We start from the raw sequence: 16,461 nt of genomic DNA on the forward strand, positions 1-16,461 counted from the left end.
TTTGAAGTCTCGTCGGTGGGACTTCGCGCGGCGACTGTCGTTTCGGCGCCGTCGGGTGGTGTCGATGATGGCATATGTTGCGGTGGGCGCATGATCGGATCATCCGGTGTGGAAGCACAGTCTGCAGACATCGAATGGGTCCTATCGTTTGCACCGCTCACGGACGGAATATCACCGGTAAACCGAGGCCGTAAGGGTGCGACCCCCTCACGCTCAGTGGACTTTCTTCGAAATCAAGGTGCCGGCCGCTGCTCAATGACAGCCACTGCGGCTTGCATGAGGACGTTGCCACATTCCTTCCGGCGTCTTCGCCCTCGGGCAACTAGTTCGGCCGCATCGGGCGGGCTCGACGCGGCGGACTCGGCGTAGCTCTGACACATGACCTCGAGTAAAGATGCTGAATCCCGTGACTTAAAGTAACGCACCTCGGACTCGTTGATCTCCAGGTTGACTGGTATGTCAGACACAATGCAGGGTATGCCTAGCGCAACCGCATCATAGACAGCACCACCACCTGGCCCGCCCTCAAACATCGTGGGCTGTACTAGTGCCACTGAACCGCGTACAAGTGCGATTTGATCTGGCTTTGGGATGCGGCCCAGGATTGCGACCCGGTCTTCAATGCCTAGTTCGCTCAGTAGTTGCTGCAGCCCGGGAAAGTACTGAGGGTCACGATAGTCAGATGTATCCCCGGTGCAGACCAATTGGAGCTCCGGATAAAGTCGGGCCAGGGATGCAAACGCTTTAAAGGCCGTGCCATGATCCTTGTGTTTCCAGAACTGATTGCAGATTACAAAGTAGTTGGGGCGAACCGAGTACTTCGCGCAAACAATCTGCGGGTCGAGTTGGAACCAGTCCGGCTGAGGGGCCGCGCTAAAGGGAAGTGCTAAGACTTGCGCATAAGCGCCTGGGAAGTAGGTCCGCACGTCAGTGGCTACGCTGCGAGAGTTCACTATTACTGCCTTGGCTTCTCGCAGCATGCGCCCCATAGCTAAGTCTCGTTGCGTTAGCTCTTGCGGTGAAAAGAAATGCGGCAGGTATTTGTGCTGCATATCGTACAGATAACCCAGCCAGGGAATCTCGTCACCGAATGCTAGAGTTTCGAAAGAGGGCAACAGTATCTCGAGTTGCAAATCTCTGAAGGCACGGCGAATAGCAGTACTACCTAGGTCTATTCGGTGAACTGCGACTGTCGTGCGCGCATCAGGGGCCGAGGCGTATAAATTACGCAAATCCGGCGTCCGCTGAGTCGCAATTTGCTGTCCCCGAAGTCGTTTAGCCATACGGTATATTCTTAGTTCAAGTGCTTGAACGGCGACGCGTGGTCCATGTGTGGGAACGAGAACATGCAACTCAGCCGCTCGGTCTGCTGCCGCCAAACTTTCGCAGATTGTCCGCAGGAAGTCGATGCCCCCCTCCCACTCGATGAATTTGTGCCCTAGGACGCCGATCTTCATAGCGGCATGCCTTGAAGGCGAGCCGGGACCCCCATATATACACCGGGATTCACGATCGACCGTGTGACAACGGCTCCCGCGCCGATGACAGTCTCTGAGCTAATGCTTAACGTCTCCAGAATTCGAGAACCGGTGCCTAACAGACACGCATCGCCGAGCGCAACACGACCGGATATTGCGGCTCCAGGATTGATCACGTTGAAGGAGCCAATCCGAGCGTCGTGGCCCACGGTGCAGTTCCAATTGAATAAATTGAAATCGCCAATCTCTATATCACAGGTCATGACCGTACCCTGAGTAATTATGTTGCCTCGGCCTAGTCGGACTATACTTAGATCGATGTCCAGCGACGGGTGGACGAGGTTTGGAAATCTCAGCACCGGGTTGGCGAGGAACTTATGCGCGATACTACGGCGCAAAGTGGGCTTGCCCGCACCTATTACTACGTCAGCTTCAACGTCTCGATGCAACAGTTGCTCGTCTAATAGCTCTACCTGACCATATAGCAGGCTTGTACCTAGTTCGGCAGCCCTATCCGTGACATATCGAATGTGCGACCACCTCGCCCCCATAGGGTCGATGCGCCGGGCTAATTGCGCGACCTCCTTGGCCTGCCCGCTGGACCCCGCGATTAATAGATCACGTGGCATTGGAGTAGAAATTGTCGATTTCCTTGGCAATCTGCTCCACGTGTTGCGGCTGCAGTCCAGGCCAGCTGGGCAAATTAATTCCACGCCAGGCCAGATCTTCCGCTACTCTGTGCTTGCGATAATTCCGGGCATACATGGGCATAGTATGCACTGGATAGAACAGCGGTCGCGTTTCAATTCCTGCGTCCGCGAGATGCATGCGCAATGCGTCGCGCTGCTCAGATTGATCGACGAGGATGGAAAACATCCAATAGCTGTGAAAAGTATCCGGTGCTTCTCTGTGCACTTCGATAGGCAAGTGGCTTAGGGCGGCAATGTAACGCTCGGCTAAATTGCGCTTACGCGTAATAAAATCGTCGGCGCGCTCCAGCTGCGCAAGCCCCAGAGCAGCCTCTATATTCGTCATGCGATAGTTATAGCCCACCACGTCGTGCCAGTACTCGCGATGCGCAGCCAAACCCTGGCCTTTGAGGTGTCGCACTCGTTCAATGAGCGTCTTATCGTTGGATACCACCATTCCACCTTCACCGGTAGTGATGGTCTTATTACCGAAGAAACTGAATGTTGCTACATCGCCGAAGGTGCCGACGTGACGGCCCTTGTACAGCGCACCAAAGGCCTCGGCGCAATCTTCCACCACGAATAGTCGGTGCTCGTTGGCAATGGCGATGATCGAATCCATATCGCATGATTGCCCGTAGAGGTGTACCGGCATAATGGCGCGGGTGCGCGCCGTTATGTGGCGGCGGATGTCTTCAGGATCAATCTGCCAAGTAGACGGCAGAGAGTCGGCGAATACAGGAGTCGCACCCGTGTAGGCAATCGCGTTCACCGCGGCGATGTAAGTCAGCGTCGGAACGATGACCTCATCGCCTGGTCCGATACCGAGAGCCATCAACGCCACGTGGAGTGCGGCCGTGCCATTACATACGGACGCAGCATGCTCGACGTTGATTCGCGCGGCAAAACGCGCCTCGAATTCGTTGACGAAAAGACCGCGCGAAGAGATCCACGAAGTGTCTAAGCACTCGGTGACATACTTCTTTTCATTGCCATTTAAGTCGGGTCGATATATAGGTATCTGATACTGACTCAAGACGGCGATCCTTATTTGACAGATGCATTAACAATCGGACTTGTCAGAACATGGGGACGTTGCGACAACACCGACCGACGCTGCACCGCAAGGTTGCTGATGTCGCGGGCACCGGGTCGCCGCCGGATAGAGAAAACGTTGCCAAAACTAGCCGGCTTCGCAAGTTCTGAATAACCACGACGAGAGACTTCCAGCCACACAAGGTGGGCAAGCCTTCCGAACTGGCCGTGCCGTGACGTGCGCGGCACACTGTGTGCATCTTCTGCGAGCCAGAAGCGAACCCGGTGCTTGTCCTGGCCAAGATCTCGACCGACGAGCGCTTGCATGTCGACTGGCTCCTATCCCGCTTCAACTCGATATGGCGAGGCCTGGTGCACCCCGATAGACCACCTATGATCTGCAGTAGCAAGACCCAGGCAGTCGGCCCGCCGAGGCGCCAGGTGCCTCAATCGCGTCAACCGCGTCATCTTAGCAACGTAACCGACCTCCGAACGGGGATTTGTCGTGGCTGGCACCGCGACGTCGCACGACTAGTAGAGAGTGCCGAACGCCCCCTGCGTCGAACGGCGAACGGTACCTGTGTCAAGCCGGGGCATACACACGAGATAGAGATCATAAACTGTTTCAAGGATGTCCATGCGGCGTCGACTCCGCCCGCTAACGGTATTCAGCGATGTGCAGTCGACCAGCCGTCTTGTCGTCGGGATTCGGTTAGATGTCTCAGTACAACTCGCACGTGATATTCCGCTGCTCGACGGCTCCATCCGATACAAGTCGACAGCTCGCCGAGGATGGTCGCTTCCGCCTAGGAGGTTCCATATTTGGCCAGGCCGAACCCTGGTAGAACCTAAGCGTTTCGCGTGGCTACTCAGTTGCCGGGCGGCGACCGCACCAGTTGTGCCTGGACGCACGGAACATCGCTCGTGCACACCGGGGTCGGCGCGTCCTACGATAACCCTTAGTGACCGACATGCTCAATGAGCAACCATCGAATACGAGCAGCAGGAGAGACAGTGGGGACTGCGGAAGACGAGAAGTTAAAGGCCCTAGTGGGTCGGCAACTCTCTTGGGTGGTGCGCGACAAGCCAGCCGTCCGCAATCTTGCTGAAGTTGAGTTTTCGGTGTTCAGCCAATGGGGCGACGATGGCATCATCCAGTGGTTAATACAACGCCTGCCAGGGATAAATCAATCTTTTGTCGAGTTCGGCGTCGAAACCTACACTGAAGCAAACACTCGTTTCTTGTTGATTAACAACAACTGGCGGGGTTTGGTGATGGATGGGTCGCAACGCAATATTGATGCGATCCGTCGCGACGAGATTTCCTGGAAATATGACTTACAGAGCGCCTGCGCTTTTGTTACCGCCGAGAACATCAATCAATTGCTTCTCAATCATGGTTTCGCTGGCGAAGTTGGAATCTTGCATATCGATATCGACGGTAACGACTACTGGGTCTGGCAGGCCATTACGGTGATTGACCCGGCTGTCGTCATCGTCGAATACAATAGTGTTTTCGGACGGGACCGTGCGATCACCATTCCCTACGACCCAAAGTTCAATCGCTGGGGTTTGCATGGCAACCTCTATTACGGTGCCTCCCTGGGTGCATTGTGCCATCTCGCGCTGTCGAAAGGCTATGACTTCATCGGGAGCAATACGGCAGGTAACAACGCATTTTTCGTAAAAGCCAGCTTATGTCATGGACTCGAGCCTTTGACCGCTGCGCAGGGCTACATCGAATCAAGATTTGCGGAATCTCGTGACAAGAAAGGCCGGCTAAACTATTTGCGGGGCGCAATGAGAGCCGAGTCACTACGGGGGCTTGCGGTAGTTAATGTAATGACCGGCGCGGACGAACAGATATAGAAAATCACTTGTAAGAACTTGCAGCCCGATTGCTGTATCTGAGCCGCAAGCACCGACGGTTAATGGTTATTTGCCTCGCCATCCGTTGCATCCTGTACTCCATCCCCGTTCATCGACAGTGGCAGATCGACGGTGACGCATCTAGACATACTGTAATTAGCTGGTGCCGCTAGCCGGATAACGAAATGCTCAGATCGTCACGACAGCAAGCCGAGAACTTACCAGTGGCGTTAGTGTAAATCATTAACTGTTGGCAAATAGTCGTGTTGACCGCAGCCACCTCACAGCACATCGCTCCCGAGCCCTCGCCGAACGAGAGGTGCACGTCGGCGAAGTTGTGCCGTACAGACTTCCGTCAGCGCTTTCACCGGGTTCATCTCGTCAGTGCTCTCGCCGACTAATTCTGTGATTCCCGCCCGAGCAGCCTCGTTGACAACTAATTTCAATCCACATGAACCTGTGGCCGTCGGGTGTAGCTTCCTACTCGCTACCTGAGGCGATCCGCAGGAAGCTACGGTATGCGTGGGTTTCGCTAGCTTTTCTTCCCGTTGGACAAGGTCTACTCCTGCTGTTGGGCCGCTGGCTCGACGATTACGTCACGGCTTCTGTCTTAGCCGCCTCCATCGCTGCGGTCCCGAATTTTTTCGCAAATAGGCACTTGGTTTGGCGGGACCGTTCGGGACGAGAACTTCACAGGCAGATACTTGTATTCTGGTTCGCCGTAATGCTAGGCGTTTCACTGGCTACCGCATTTACCTACTTGGTCGAACGGCTAATTGCTGACCATGCAACTGTCGTTCGGGGCGCAGCTGTGCTGTGTGCGCAGGTCATTGGTTTCGGCATCGTGTGGGTAGGACGCTTCCTAGTGCTCGACCGGTGGCTGTTCAAAGGTGCGGAGTACACACACGACCCGAAGGGGGCCAAATACGGCGACGTTCCGGCCTGTGCGACCTCGATCTGTCGTGCCGATCGTAGCGACACTGCAACAAGCGATCGGATTTGGGCCGCACCCGGCTAGGACCCACGGGTAGCCCCGCTGGTCTTTTAATATGATCAGTTCGCCGCTCACAACGGAACAAGGGGACCTTCATCACTGGGACATATCGATCCGCCCGCACGCGGCCAGATGGAGTGATTCGCGCACCTGAGCCCGTACGCACAATTAGCTGATGCACTACCTGATCACGGGTCACACCGGCTTCAAAGGTCCATGGCTGATCCTGTTGCTGCGCAGCCGCGGCCATACGGTCTCCGGCCTGGCTCTCGACGCCCCCCCAGGCGGCCTCTTCGAGCAGGCCGCGCTGACCAGGCAACTGCTCACCGATCACCGAGTCGACATCCGCGATGCGCAGGCAACCACCGCCGCGATCCGATCCACCGCCCCCGATGTCGTCATACACATGGCCGCGCAATCGCAGGTGCGCGAGTCCTATCGGGACCCGCGCTACACCTACGAGACCAACGCGATGGGCACCCTCAACGTGCTTGAGGCAGTGACGAAAACGCCGTCGGTGCGCGCCCATGTCGTCGTCACCACCGACAAGGTCTACCGCAACATCAACCAGGAGGCCGGCTACGTCGAGACCGACCCACTCGGCGGCGATGACCCGTACAGCGCCTCCAAGGCGATGGCCGACCTGCTCACGCAGTCATGGGTCCGCAGCTATCCCGGTTGCCCTACGGCTATCGCTCGCGGCGGCAACGTAATCGGTGGCGGCGACGTCAGCCCCGAACGGCTGATGCCGGACCTGGTGCGCGCCTACGCGGGCGGACGACCACCCCTGCTGCGTTTCCCCCAGGCAGTGCGGCCTTGGCAGCACGTCCTGGACTGCCTCAATGGCTACCTGGTCATCGCGGAGGCCCTGCTGTCCGACGGCGCAAAAGGCCAGGACCAATGGAACATCGGCCCCGGCCGGGACAGCTTCGTCGAGGTCGGCCAGGTTGCGACACTCGCCGCCGAACTGTGGGGCGGCGGCGCCCACTGGGACAACCAGCCCGGGGAACATCCGCACGAAGCGAATCTGCTGGCCCTCGACGCGACCAAGGCGCAGCGTGAACTCGGCTGGCGCAACCGGCTCCGCTTCCACGACGCTGTCGGCTGGACTATCGACTGGGAGCGCCGCGTACACGACGGCGCCGACCCGCTCGCGGTAACCCTGGAGAAGATCGGCGCCTTCGAAAACCTCGGGTAGCCCTACCCCGCCACCGCACCCGGCTCCGAATACGGAGCGCCCAACCCGTGCACCGGCCGATACCCCCGCTTGCGTGCCTTCGCAGCACCTTGACGAATCAGCGCCGCCAGAGCGACGAACGCAGCGTGGTCGGTCAACACCAATGGCGTGAGCAGCCGGTTGTGCACTACCGCGATCGCCAGACCCGATTCCGGGTCGCTCCAGCCGACTGACCCGCCCAGGCCTACGTGGCCGAAGCCCGGCATCACGTTGCCGATGGGCAGTGCGTGATATCCAAGGTGAAATGCCATGGGCACGAAAATGTTCCGGTCCCGCTGCACGACCCGCTCACCAGTGAGCCCGGCGACCAGCCGCCGGGACAGGAACCGGGTGCCGTCGACCTCTCCCCCGTTGGCGATCGCACCGTACATCCGGGCGAGAGCTCGTGCGGTGACCACGCCGTTGGCAGCCGGGATCTCGGCGTCCAGCATCGACATGTTCCCCGACACCGAGGCGATGACTCCCGGGAAATACATGGAGCGGTACCCGCCGGAGAAGTGATTGGCGATCTTCTGAATCCCCCAGTTGACGATCGGGGCGCCGGCGATGTCCTGGGGCATGATAATTTCGGCGGCCCGGGTGGGTGAGCCGGCCGGCGGACGGCCCAGGTGAAAGCCGTCGGTACCGAGCGGTTCGGCGAGTTCCTCGCGGAACAGCGCCCGCATGTCCTTGCCGGTGACTGCGCGGGCCAGTCCCGACATCAGCCAACCGAAGGTCAACGCGTGGTAGGCCGGTTGACCCAGCAGCCGTCCCGGCGCCGCCGCTGCGAGCCGTTCCTCCATCTCGACATGATTGAAGATGTTCGCCTGGGTGGCTCCGCGCAGGCCCGACAGGCCGGCGGTGTGCTTCATCACCTCGCGAACCGTCATGTCGGCCTTGCCGTTGGCGCCGAACGAGTGCCAGTACTCGGCGACCGGTGCCTCGTAGTCGATCAGGCCGCGGTCAGCGAGTCGGTGGATGACGGTGGCGGCCATGCCTTTGGTGGCCGAGAACACCATCGGCGCGGTGTCAGCCGACCACGGCACCTTGCCGTCCCGGTCCGCCCAGCCCTTCCACACGTCGACGACGGGTTGCCCGTCCAAATAGACCGCCAACGCGCCGCCGCCGAAGCGGTGACCGGGCCACATGGTAGAGAAAGCACGAACGACGCATCCGAAGTGGGAGTCCGCGGCGCCGAACACACCATGCCCTGCGTCAGGGGCATCGTGGGAAGGAACAGCGCGTCGATCGACTCCGATGTCTACCGTCACGAATCTGAATTTACTTCACCCGTCTAACTGCCCACCGGCAAACCCGGACATATTTACCGATCTGTTAAGTCGTCGCGATCTCAAGTATTTGCTGGGCGGCTAGAGCGGGGGTCAGCTCACCGTCGCGCACCTGCCGCTCGACGTCGGGGCGGATCCTGCGCACCTCCGGGTTGGACAAAACCCGGTCCAGCACCGTGTCCCGCACCATCTGCCAGGTCCAGTCCACCTGCTGGTCGCGACGACGCGCCTCGAACTTGCCGGCCTCGGTGAGTACGTCGCGGTGCTTCTCCACGGTCTGCCACAACTCGGCCAGGCCGGTTTCCTCCATCGCACTCATGGTCAGAACCGGTGGCCGCCACAGGGTTTCGCGCGGATAGATCAGCCTGATGGCTCCGGAGAGTTCGCGCGCGGCCATCCGCGCATCCTTGAGGTGGGCACCGTCGGCTTTGTTGACCACCACGATATCGGCCAGCTCCAGCACGCCTTTTTTGATACCTTGCAACTGATCCCCACTTCGCGCCAGCGTCAGCAACACGAACGTGTCGACCATGTTGGACACTGCAACCTCGGACTGGCCGACGCCCACGGTTTCGATCAGGATCACGTCAAAACCGGCTGCCTCCAACAACACAACCGTTTCCCGGGTCGCCTTTGCCACGCCGCCCAGAGTCCCCGACGTGGGAGACGGCCGGATGTAGGCATCGGGGTGCACTGCCAGGCGCGCCATCCTGGTCTTGTCGCCCAGAATTGAGCCACCGGTCCGCGTTGAGGACGGATCGACAGCCAACACCGCCACTTTGTGGCCCTGTCCAATCAAATGCATGCCCAGGGCTTCGATGCTGGTGGACTTACCCACCCCCGGCACGCCGGTGATGCCGACCCGATGGGCATTGCCGGAATCGGGCAGCAGTTCCAGCAGCAGTTGTTGCGCCCGCTCTCGATGGTCGGCGCGCGTCGATTCCAGCAGTGTGATGGCCCGCGGCAGGGCTGCGCGGTCGCCTCCTCGGATCGCTTCGGATAGCTCCGTCACGGAGCTGCCAGTTGGCGACATCACTTACTTGCCGGGACGCGAGCGAGATGGGGAACGGTCACGGTTTAGCCTTCCCACGACGGCTGACTGCCTGGACGGGTTCTTGTCGGTTCTCCAGAATCCCATATCGCGAGGCTGGTTCGGGACGGCCATCCCGGGGTGGGCACGTGCGATCCCCAGACTGCCCGCCACAAGCTACGAGCACTGAGCCTGACTACGAGTCAACGTTGTTGAGGTTGCCGAAAGGTATGGCCGCAAAGACGACGACAGCTGCGACGAATACCTGCCAGTCACGTCGGGTCACCCTCTGATCGATTTCAGGTCTCTCAATCGCATAAAGAATATAAACAGTGGTTATGTCCAGAGCAATGACGGTATACCAACGCGTCCAATCAACGGCGGTCACGAAAAGCGGAAGCAGGAGTGCTATGCTGAGCAACACCATCCGACGATCATTGTAAATTTCTTGGGCAAATGAACGGGCAGAAACTCCGCATACATAGCGGACAGCCGACAATGTCAGAAACAATATAGCGATACCAAGGACCAGTGAAGCGAAAAGCTTAGGCAGTCCATAGGACGCCACCACCCTAGCACCGTCAAAAATATCCATGTAAAAAAACGGCATGGTCTTCGTACACACCCAGTCGTGGAAATCCGACTGATGTTGAAACTGACCGAATAAAAAACTCAGGCTTCGATGGGGGGCATCGTATGTCCCTACGGGATCGTCAACCAGTCCATGTGGAATTTGAGTACACAAAGACGTCGCGGTATCACGACGACCCAGCATCGCCACAAAAACCAGCGCCAACAGGCCTGGTCCTACGGCTAATAGACTGAGTAGGCGCTTCGCCGCGCTCGTAGTGTCTTTCGCAAGAACGGTTATCGCAAGGACTGCGCCGAGGGCGAACTGCACCGCCATGGCTTCATGGATCAAGGTGAAGACTGCTCCGGTCGCACCGTAGATCACGCAGTAGATGACCCTCGACCGGCGGCTGCCAGCACTTCGAACGGCGATACTGAATATGACGAGAGCAGACATGCCCCATATTTCGGGATGCGCGTTATATACCAGGTAGGAAACCGAGAAGGGCAGGACGGGAACCAGTAGAGCCAGCATCCTCCGCCGCTCTGAGCCTCGGTTGGGCTTCAAGACAAGCCAGACGAAGAACGCCAAGCAGATCAGCCACGTTATCGCTGAAGCCCACAGAATCGCATATGCGACATCAAAGTAGTTGTGCTCAGGAAATATTCGGATCAACTCACCGGCTAAACCACGGCGTACAAATCCGTATTTATAATTGATAGCATAGTACTGCAGCAATACGACTACATTGGAATAGACCGACATCACAACAAACACGTGGAAAGTTGTGCAGGCTAGCACCCACAGCGTCAGAAGTATGAATACACGCTGTCTCCTCTTCGCCGTCCTCGTGACATCCGGACCAGGCTCGCGGCCTTCCAATGTCGGGTTCCCCGACGCGCATCCATCGGCGGCGCCGACAATTCCGCGCTGCCTGCTGACGCGGGTGAAGGCAGCACGCATTCAGCCAATCTAATTGACCAACGGCCTTCAAGTGGGCGATTCCATGCGCGAATCAGACAGTGGGCACAGGCTGTCAAAGCAGCTCCGCCGCATATCAAACCCGCTCTAGTCCAGAGCGCAAGCTCGGTCTGCGTCGACCGACTTATTACGCTCGGCGCGCCTTTGCCTGGAGCCAGTATGAATTTCGCCAAAACTCAAGTGGCAGTGCACTTTCCAGCCACCGCGCGAAGCGGAATCCTCAGGTCATTCGCTTAGTTCGTATCCCAGGCGTTCGCCCAGCTTCTGCAGCAACCCGATTGCCGCGTCCGCGATCACCGTCCCCGGCGGGAAGATCGCCGCAGCCCCGGCCTCGTACAGCTCGTCGAAATCTCCGGGCGGGATTACCCCGCCGACCACCACCATGATGTCGGAGCGCCCCACCTCGGCCAGCGCGTCGCGCAGCGCCGGCACCAGCGTCAGGTGTCCCGCAGCCAGCGAGGACACCCCGACCACGTGCACGTCGTTGTCGGCAGCCTGCCGGGCCACTTCTTCGGGGGTGGAGAACAGCGAACCCACGTCGACGTCGAACCCGATGTCTGCGAACGCGGTGGCGATCACTTTCTGTCCGCGGTCGTGGCCGTCCTGGCCCATTTTGGCGATCAGGATCCTGGGCCGGCGGCCGTCGGCCTCGGCGAACTTTTCGACGAGTTCAGTGGCTTCAGCGATGTTGGGCGCCTTTCCAACTTCGTCGCGGTAGACCCCCGCGATGGTGCGAATCTCAGCCTGGTGGCGCCCGTAGACCTTCTCCAGGGCGTCGGAGATCTCCCCCACGGTGGCCTTGTGCCGGGCCGCGTTGATCGCCAGTGCCATGAGGTTGTTGCCCAACCCGTCCTCACCCGCAGGCCCGGACGCCGACGCCGCCCGGGTCAGCTCGGCCAGTGCCGCCTCGACCGCCTCAGCGTCCCGGTTCGCCCGCAGATCCTTCAACTTCGCCAGCTGCTCCGAACGCACCCGGCTGTTTTCCACCTTGAGGACCTCGATCTCCTGGTCCTCTTCTACCTGGTATTTGTTCACCCCGATCACCGGCTGCTGGCCGGAGTCGATGCGGGCCTGGGTTCGCGCGGCGGCTTCCTCGATGCGCAGCTTGGGGATGCCTTCGCCGATCGCCTGGGCCATGCCGCCGTGCTCGGCAACTTCTTCGATGTGGGCACGGGCCTGCTGCGCGAGCTGATGGGTCAGCCACTCCACGTAGTACGAACCTGCCCACGGGTCGATCGGCCGGGTGGTGCCCGACTCCTGCTGCAGCACCAGCTGGGTATTGCGGGCGATGCGCGCGGAGAAGTCGGTGGGCAGCGCCAGTGCCTCGTCCAGGGCGTTGGTGTGCAGCGACTGGGTGTGGCCCTGGGTGGCGGCCATTGCCTCGATACAGGTGCGGGCCACGTTGTTGAACACGTCCTGCGCCGTCAGCGACCAGCCCGAGGTCTGCGAATGGGTGCGCAGCGACAGCGATTTGGCGCTCTTCGGGTCGAACTTGGCGACCAGTTCGCTCCACAGCAGCCGCCCGGCCCGCAGCTTGGCCACCTCCATGAAGAAGTTCATCCCGATGCCCCAGAAGAAGGACAGCCGCGGGGCGAACTTGTCGATGTCCAGCCCAGCGTCCAGGCCTGCCTTGATGTACTCGACGCCGTCGGCCAGCGTGTAGGCCAGCTCCAAATCGGCGGTGGCCCCGGCCTCTTGGATGTGGTAGCCGGAGATCGAGATGGAGTTGAACTTCGGCATCTTGGCGCTGGTGTAGGCGAAGATGTCGGAGATGATCCGCATGGACGGCTTGGGCGGATAGATGTAGGTATTGCGCACCATGAACTCTTTGAGGATGTCGTTCTGGATGGTGCCGGCCAGCTTCTCCGGCGGCACCCCCTGCTCCTCGGCGGCCACCACATATAACGCCAGGATCGGCAGCACCGCACCGTTCATGGTCATCGACACCGACACCGTCGACAGGTCGATGCCGTCGAACAACTGCCGCATGTCGAGAATGGAATCGATTGCCACACCGGCCATTCCGACGTCACCCTGCACGCGCGGGTGGTCGGAGTCGTACCCGCGGTGGGTGGCCAGGTCGAAGGCGACGGACAAACCTTTTTGGCCGGCTGCCAGGTTGCGCCGGTAGAACGCGTTGGACTCCGCCGCAGTGGAGAAGCCGGCGTACTGGCGGATGGTCCACGGCTGGTTGACGTACATCGTCGGGTACGGCCCGCGCACGAATGGCGGCTCACCGGGGAAGCTGTTGAGCGGGTAGCCGGCCTCCCCGGCCTCCCGGCGGTCCTCAGCGATGTAGACGGGCTTGACGTCGATGCCTTCCGGCGTCTGCCACTGCAGCTGGTCGGGGGTGTACCAGTGCGCTTTGGCGGCCGCTTCGACGTACTCGTCCACCGCCTCCGCGGTGGGTTTCGGTACGTCCTTATCGCCTTCCAGTGGGACGTCGGCGAAGCTGCCAATCGAGGGAACCGTCGTGGTCATGCTAAGCCCCCAATCGAGTCAGCAGATCCGAAAGTGTCTGCACCGCATTGATTTTCAGAGTCAAAAACTCATCCGGTCGGTGCTCGGCCTCGGCCACCGCCTTATCCGGCCCGGCCAGATACACCCGCTCGACGCCGGCGTCGCGCGCGGCGGCCACCACCTCGGATGCCTCGTCGGCGTAGCGCTTGTCGGTGCCGCAGATCACCACCGCCTTCAGCGAACTCACTTCCTGAAGGGCTCCCGCGACCCCGGCCGCATCCAGCGGTCCCGGATTGACCGCCTCGATGCCGCCGGAGGCCAGCAGGTTGGTGGCGAAGGTAGTACGGATGTTGTGTTCGGCCAGCGGTCCCAACGGCAGCAACAGCACCTGTGGCCGCACCTCGTGCTCGGCGAAGTAAACGTCGGAACGATCCCGCAATGCCTCGAATTCGGCCGCGTAACGCACGACATGACCGGCGCGCCCCAGCGAGTCACCTTGCGGCAGCGGCGCTTCACCGAGGTTCGGGAACTCGTTGACGCCGGTGATCGCGATGCGGCGGTGCGCGACGTCGTCGGCCCGTTTTGCGGCGAGCTCGTCCAACTGACCTTTGAGGAAATCCTGGGCGTCGACGAATCCGCCCTCGGACTCGATGGACTGGAAGTGCTGCCAGGCCCGCTCGGCCAGCTGCTTGGTGAGGTCTTCGACGAACCAGGACCCGCCGGCGGGGTCCAGCACCCGGCCGACGTGTGATTCCTCGAGCAGCAGCAACTGGGTGTTGCGGGCGATGCGGCGCGCGAAGCTGGTGGCGGTGCCCGGCCAGCCGCCCGGGATGGCCACGTCGAATGCGTACACCAGTACGGTGTCCGCCCCACCCACACCCGCGCCGAAGGCCGCCAACGTGCTGCGCAGCATGTTCACCCACGGATCGCGCTGGGTCATCATCGGCAGCGACGTTTCGGCGTGCACCACCGCCGCGCCTCCGTCCGGATCGCCGGCGACCTCGGCCACCCGCGCCCACAATTGACGCACGGCGCGCATCTTGGCCAGCGTCATGAACTGGTCGTCGTCGGCGGCGAGCCGGAAGCTGATCTGCCGCAACGCATCTGGGACCGACAGGCCGGATTCGGTGAGCAGCCGCAGATAGGCCACCGCAGCAGCGATGGTGGCCGCGAGCTCCCAGGCCGCGGTCGCGCCCGCGTTGTTGAAGGCGGGGCCGTCAACCGTGACGGCCCGCACCCCGGGTTTGCCAGCAGCCCACCCAGCAACCGTGACGACGTCCTGGATCGGCGGGGCGGTGCGGTCGCTGAGCGTCGCGGTCAGCGGGTCGGCGCCCAGATCCACCGACACGGTGGCGCGCTGGTCCTCGTCGACCGCATCCACCAGTCGCAACATCACGTCGGCGGCGGCAACGAAATCAGCCCCCGCGTCCAGGATCACCGGCGCCATGCTCAGGTACACACCGTCGAGCAGCGCTTCGAGCTGGTCCGGAGCCACCCCCGACTCCCCCAGCCGGATCAGCAGCGCGCTGACCCCTTCGCCGAGCGCGGCCAGCAGCGCCGAGTTGGCCTCCTCGACGGCCAGGCCGGGCAGCGGGAAGGCCTCGGCGACCTTCCACCCGGACTTGACGTCGCGGGTCGGGTCGCCGCCGCGCAGAAACGGCCACTGGCCGGGCAGCGGCGGTTCCGGAAGCTCATCAAAGGCGGTGTAGAGCGGCCGGATCACGAAACCGTCGTAGGTGGGTGTTTCCAGGCGCTGTTCGGGCTCGTCACCCAACTCGGCCGGGTCGGTGCGGGTGCTCTTGGAGAGCACACCGGCGACGGCACTGCGCCAACGGCCGCGAACCTGTTCCAGGTCCGCCAGCTCGGGTACGTCAATGGACACCGATTGCTCCTGTTTTCCCAGCACTGTTGGGGTTGTCTGAGGGGGTGCAACTCGCAAATTACGCTAGTTGATTTGCACCGCAAAAGAGGAATCGTGGTGCGACTATCTGCACCGCGGTGTGCCGCGAAACGCCAGCCGAGGGCAACTCGGTATTCACCTGCGCCCCGTACCCTTGGAAATCATGCCGGCCCCCCTCATCTGCAAAACCGTCGATACCGTGCGCGGTGTCGCGACGGCGATGGCTGAGGCGGTGCGGCAGACCTCGCGGCTGCGGCTGATTTTCACCGTGGTGGGAATCACAGCCCTGGTGGCCGTGGCGTTGCTGGTTCCGCTGCCCACCGCGCTGGAAATGCGCGACTGGGCGCGATCGGTGGGGCCGTGGTTTCCGCTCGCCTTCCTGCTCGTGCACACCGTCGTGACCGTGGCGCCGTTTCCCCGCACCGCGTTCACCATCGCGGCTGGACTGCTGTTCGGGACGGCGCTCGGGGTGGCCATCGCGGTGAGCGCCAGCACCGCCAGCGCTGTGCTGGCGCTGCTGCTGGTGCGGGCCACCGGGTGGCGGCTGAAGCGGCTGGATCACCGGCGGGCGATCGCGCGACTCGATGAGCGCCTGCGCGAACGAGGCTGGCTGGCCATCCTGTCGTTGCGGTTCATCCCCGCCGTGCCGTTCGCGGCGATCAACTATGCCGCCGGCGCCTCCGCGGTACGGGTGCTGCCCTACACCTGGGCCACCGTCGCCGGGCTGTTGCCCGGCACCGCCGCCGTGGTGATCCTGGGCAACGCATTCGCCGGCGACGGCAACCCACTGTTGGTGCTGGTGTCGGTGTGCACGGGGGCGTTGGGCATGTGCGGGCTGATCTATGAGGTGCGCAAATACCGCCAGCAGCATGCCGCGCACCCCGGGCCGGCGTTCGAAACGCCGCCGCCCGCCGTCGACGCGGAGCCGGTGCGCTCGGTTTGAGCACGC

At 61.3% G+C, this 16,461-nt stretch carries 10 protein-coding genes and 1 pseudogene; 4 read left to right on the forward strand and 7 right to left on the reverse strand.

All coding sequences use genetic code 11. From position 1 onward, the window contains the following. Positions 1–233: 233 nt before the first annotated feature. Together AC5Y5Z_RS05570 and AC5Y5Z_RS05575 are read right to left on the reverse strand one after the other, a co-directional pair. Positions 234–1,457, reverse strand: coding sequence for a glycosyltransferase (locus AC5Y5Z_RS05570; RefSeq protein WP_499923822.1), 1,224 nt, complete (start codon positions 1,455–1,457; stop codon positions 234–236). A 639-nt stretch (positions 1,458–2,096) separates the two neighbouring features. Continuing rightward, positions 2,097–3,203: a DegT/DnrJ/EryC1/StrS family aminotransferase gene (locus tag AC5Y5Z_RS05575; RefSeq protein WP_499923824.1), complete on the reverse strand. Its 1,107-nt coding sequence runs from the start codon at positions 3,201–3,203 to the stop codon at positions 2,097–2,099. A gap of 1,013 nt (positions 3,204–4,216) precedes the next feature. Here AC5Y5Z_RS05575 and AC5Y5Z_RS05580 point away from each other — a divergent pair. The 3 genes from AC5Y5Z_RS05580 (at position 4,217) to rfbG (ending at position 7,263) form a co-directional block, all read left to right on the forward strand. Next, positions 4,217–5,071, forward strand: a complete 855-nt coding sequence (locus AC5Y5Z_RS05580; RefSeq protein WP_473139620.1) for a hypothetical protein — start codon at positions 4,217–4,219, stop codon at positions 5,069–5,071. Between the two features lie 451 nt (positions 5,072–5,522). Continuing rightward, on the forward strand, positions 5,523–6,089 hold the full coding sequence (locus AC5Y5Z_RS05585) for a GtrA family protein (RefSeq protein ID WP_499923825.1): 567 nt from the start codon (positions 5,523–5,525) through the stop codon (positions 6,087–6,089). A 151-nt stretch (positions 6,090–6,240) separates the two neighbouring features. Next, on the forward strand, positions 6,241–7,263 hold the full coding sequence (gene rfbG, locus AC5Y5Z_RS05590; RefSeq protein ID WP_473139618.1) for a CDP-glucose 4,6-dehydratase: 1,023 nt from the start codon (positions 6,241–6,243) through the stop codon (positions 7,261–7,263). A 2-nt stretch (positions 7,264–7,265) separates the two neighbouring features. Here the strand turns inward: rfbG and lipL are convergent, their stop codons facing one another. The 5 genes and pseudogenes from lipL to mutA all read right to left on the reverse strand — a co-directional run bounded on the left by lipL (position 7,266) and on the right by mutA (position 15,494). Continuing rightward, a complete protein-coding gene (lipL, locus tag AC5Y5Z_RS05595) occupies positions 7,266–8,552 on the reverse strand; it encodes an esterase/beta-lactamase LipL (RefSeq protein ID WP_499923828.1) in 1,287 nt (428 codons plus the stop codon). A 53-nt stretch (positions 8,553–8,605) separates the two neighbouring features. Then, positions 8,606–9,603: pseudogene (gene meaB, locus AC5Y5Z_RS05600) on the reverse strand (methylmalonyl Co-A mutase-associated GTPase MeaB). 193 nt (positions 9,604–9,796) lie between these two features. Continuing rightward, a complete protein-coding gene (locus AC5Y5Z_RS05605) occupies positions 9,797–11,134 on the reverse strand; it encodes an Rv1490 family membrane protein (RefSeq protein WP_499923830.1) in 1,338 nt (445 codons plus the stop codon). Positions 11,135–11,377: 243 nt separating this feature from the next. Next, a complete protein-coding gene (gene scpA / locus AC5Y5Z_RS05610; RefSeq protein ID WP_463825112.1) occupies positions 11,378–13,633 on the reverse strand; it encodes a methylmalonyl-CoA mutase in 2,256 nt (751 codons plus the stop codon). Between the two features lies 1 nt (position 13,634). Further along, a complete protein-coding gene (mutA, locus tag AC5Y5Z_RS05615; RefSeq protein ID WP_499923834.1) occupies positions 13,635–15,494 on the reverse strand; it encodes a methylmalonyl-CoA mutase small subunit in 1,860 nt (619 codons plus the stop codon). Between the two features lie 181 nt (positions 15,495–15,675). On the opposite strand from mutA, the gene AC5Y5Z_RS05620 reads away from it, so the two are divergent. After that, positions 15,676–16,455: a TVP38/TMEM64 family protein gene (locus AC5Y5Z_RS05620; RefSeq protein WP_463825110.1), complete on the forward strand. Its 780-nt coding sequence runs from the start codon at positions 15,676–15,678 to the stop codon at positions 16,453–16,455. The last annotated feature ends 6 nt before the right edge of the window (positions 16,456–16,461 follow it).

It is taken from the genome of Mycobacterium sp. NGS29, assembly GCF_059812965.1.

What these genes read in the sequence shown, in the direction of transcription:
- AC5Y5Z_RS05570 (WP_499923822.1), bottom strand. Translation starts at nt 1,457, where the DNA reads ATGAAGATCGGCGTCCTAGGGCACAAATTCATCGAGTGGGAGGGGGGC.
- AC5Y5Z_RS05585 (WP_499923825.1), top strand. Translation starts at nt 5,523, where the DNA reads ATGAACCTGTGGCCGTCGGGTGTAGCTTCCTACTCGCTACCTGAGGCG.
- rfbG (WP_473139618.1), top strand. Translation starts at nt 6,241, where the DNA reads ATGCACTACCTGATCACGGGTCACACCGGCTTCAAAGGTCCATGGCTG.
- AC5Y5Z_RS05605 (WP_499923830.1), bottom strand. Translation starts at nt 11,134, where the DNA reads ATGCGTGCTGCCTTCACCCGCGTCAGCAGGCAGCGCGGAATTGTCGGC.
- scpA (WP_463825112.1), bottom strand. Translation starts at nt 13,633, where the DNA reads ATGACCACGACGGTTCCCTCGATTGGCAGCTTCGCCGACGTCCCACTG.
- AC5Y5Z_RS05620 (WP_463825110.1), top strand. Translation starts at nt 15,676, where the DNA reads ATGCCGGCCCCCCTCATCTGCAAAACCGTCGATACCGTGCGCGGTGTC.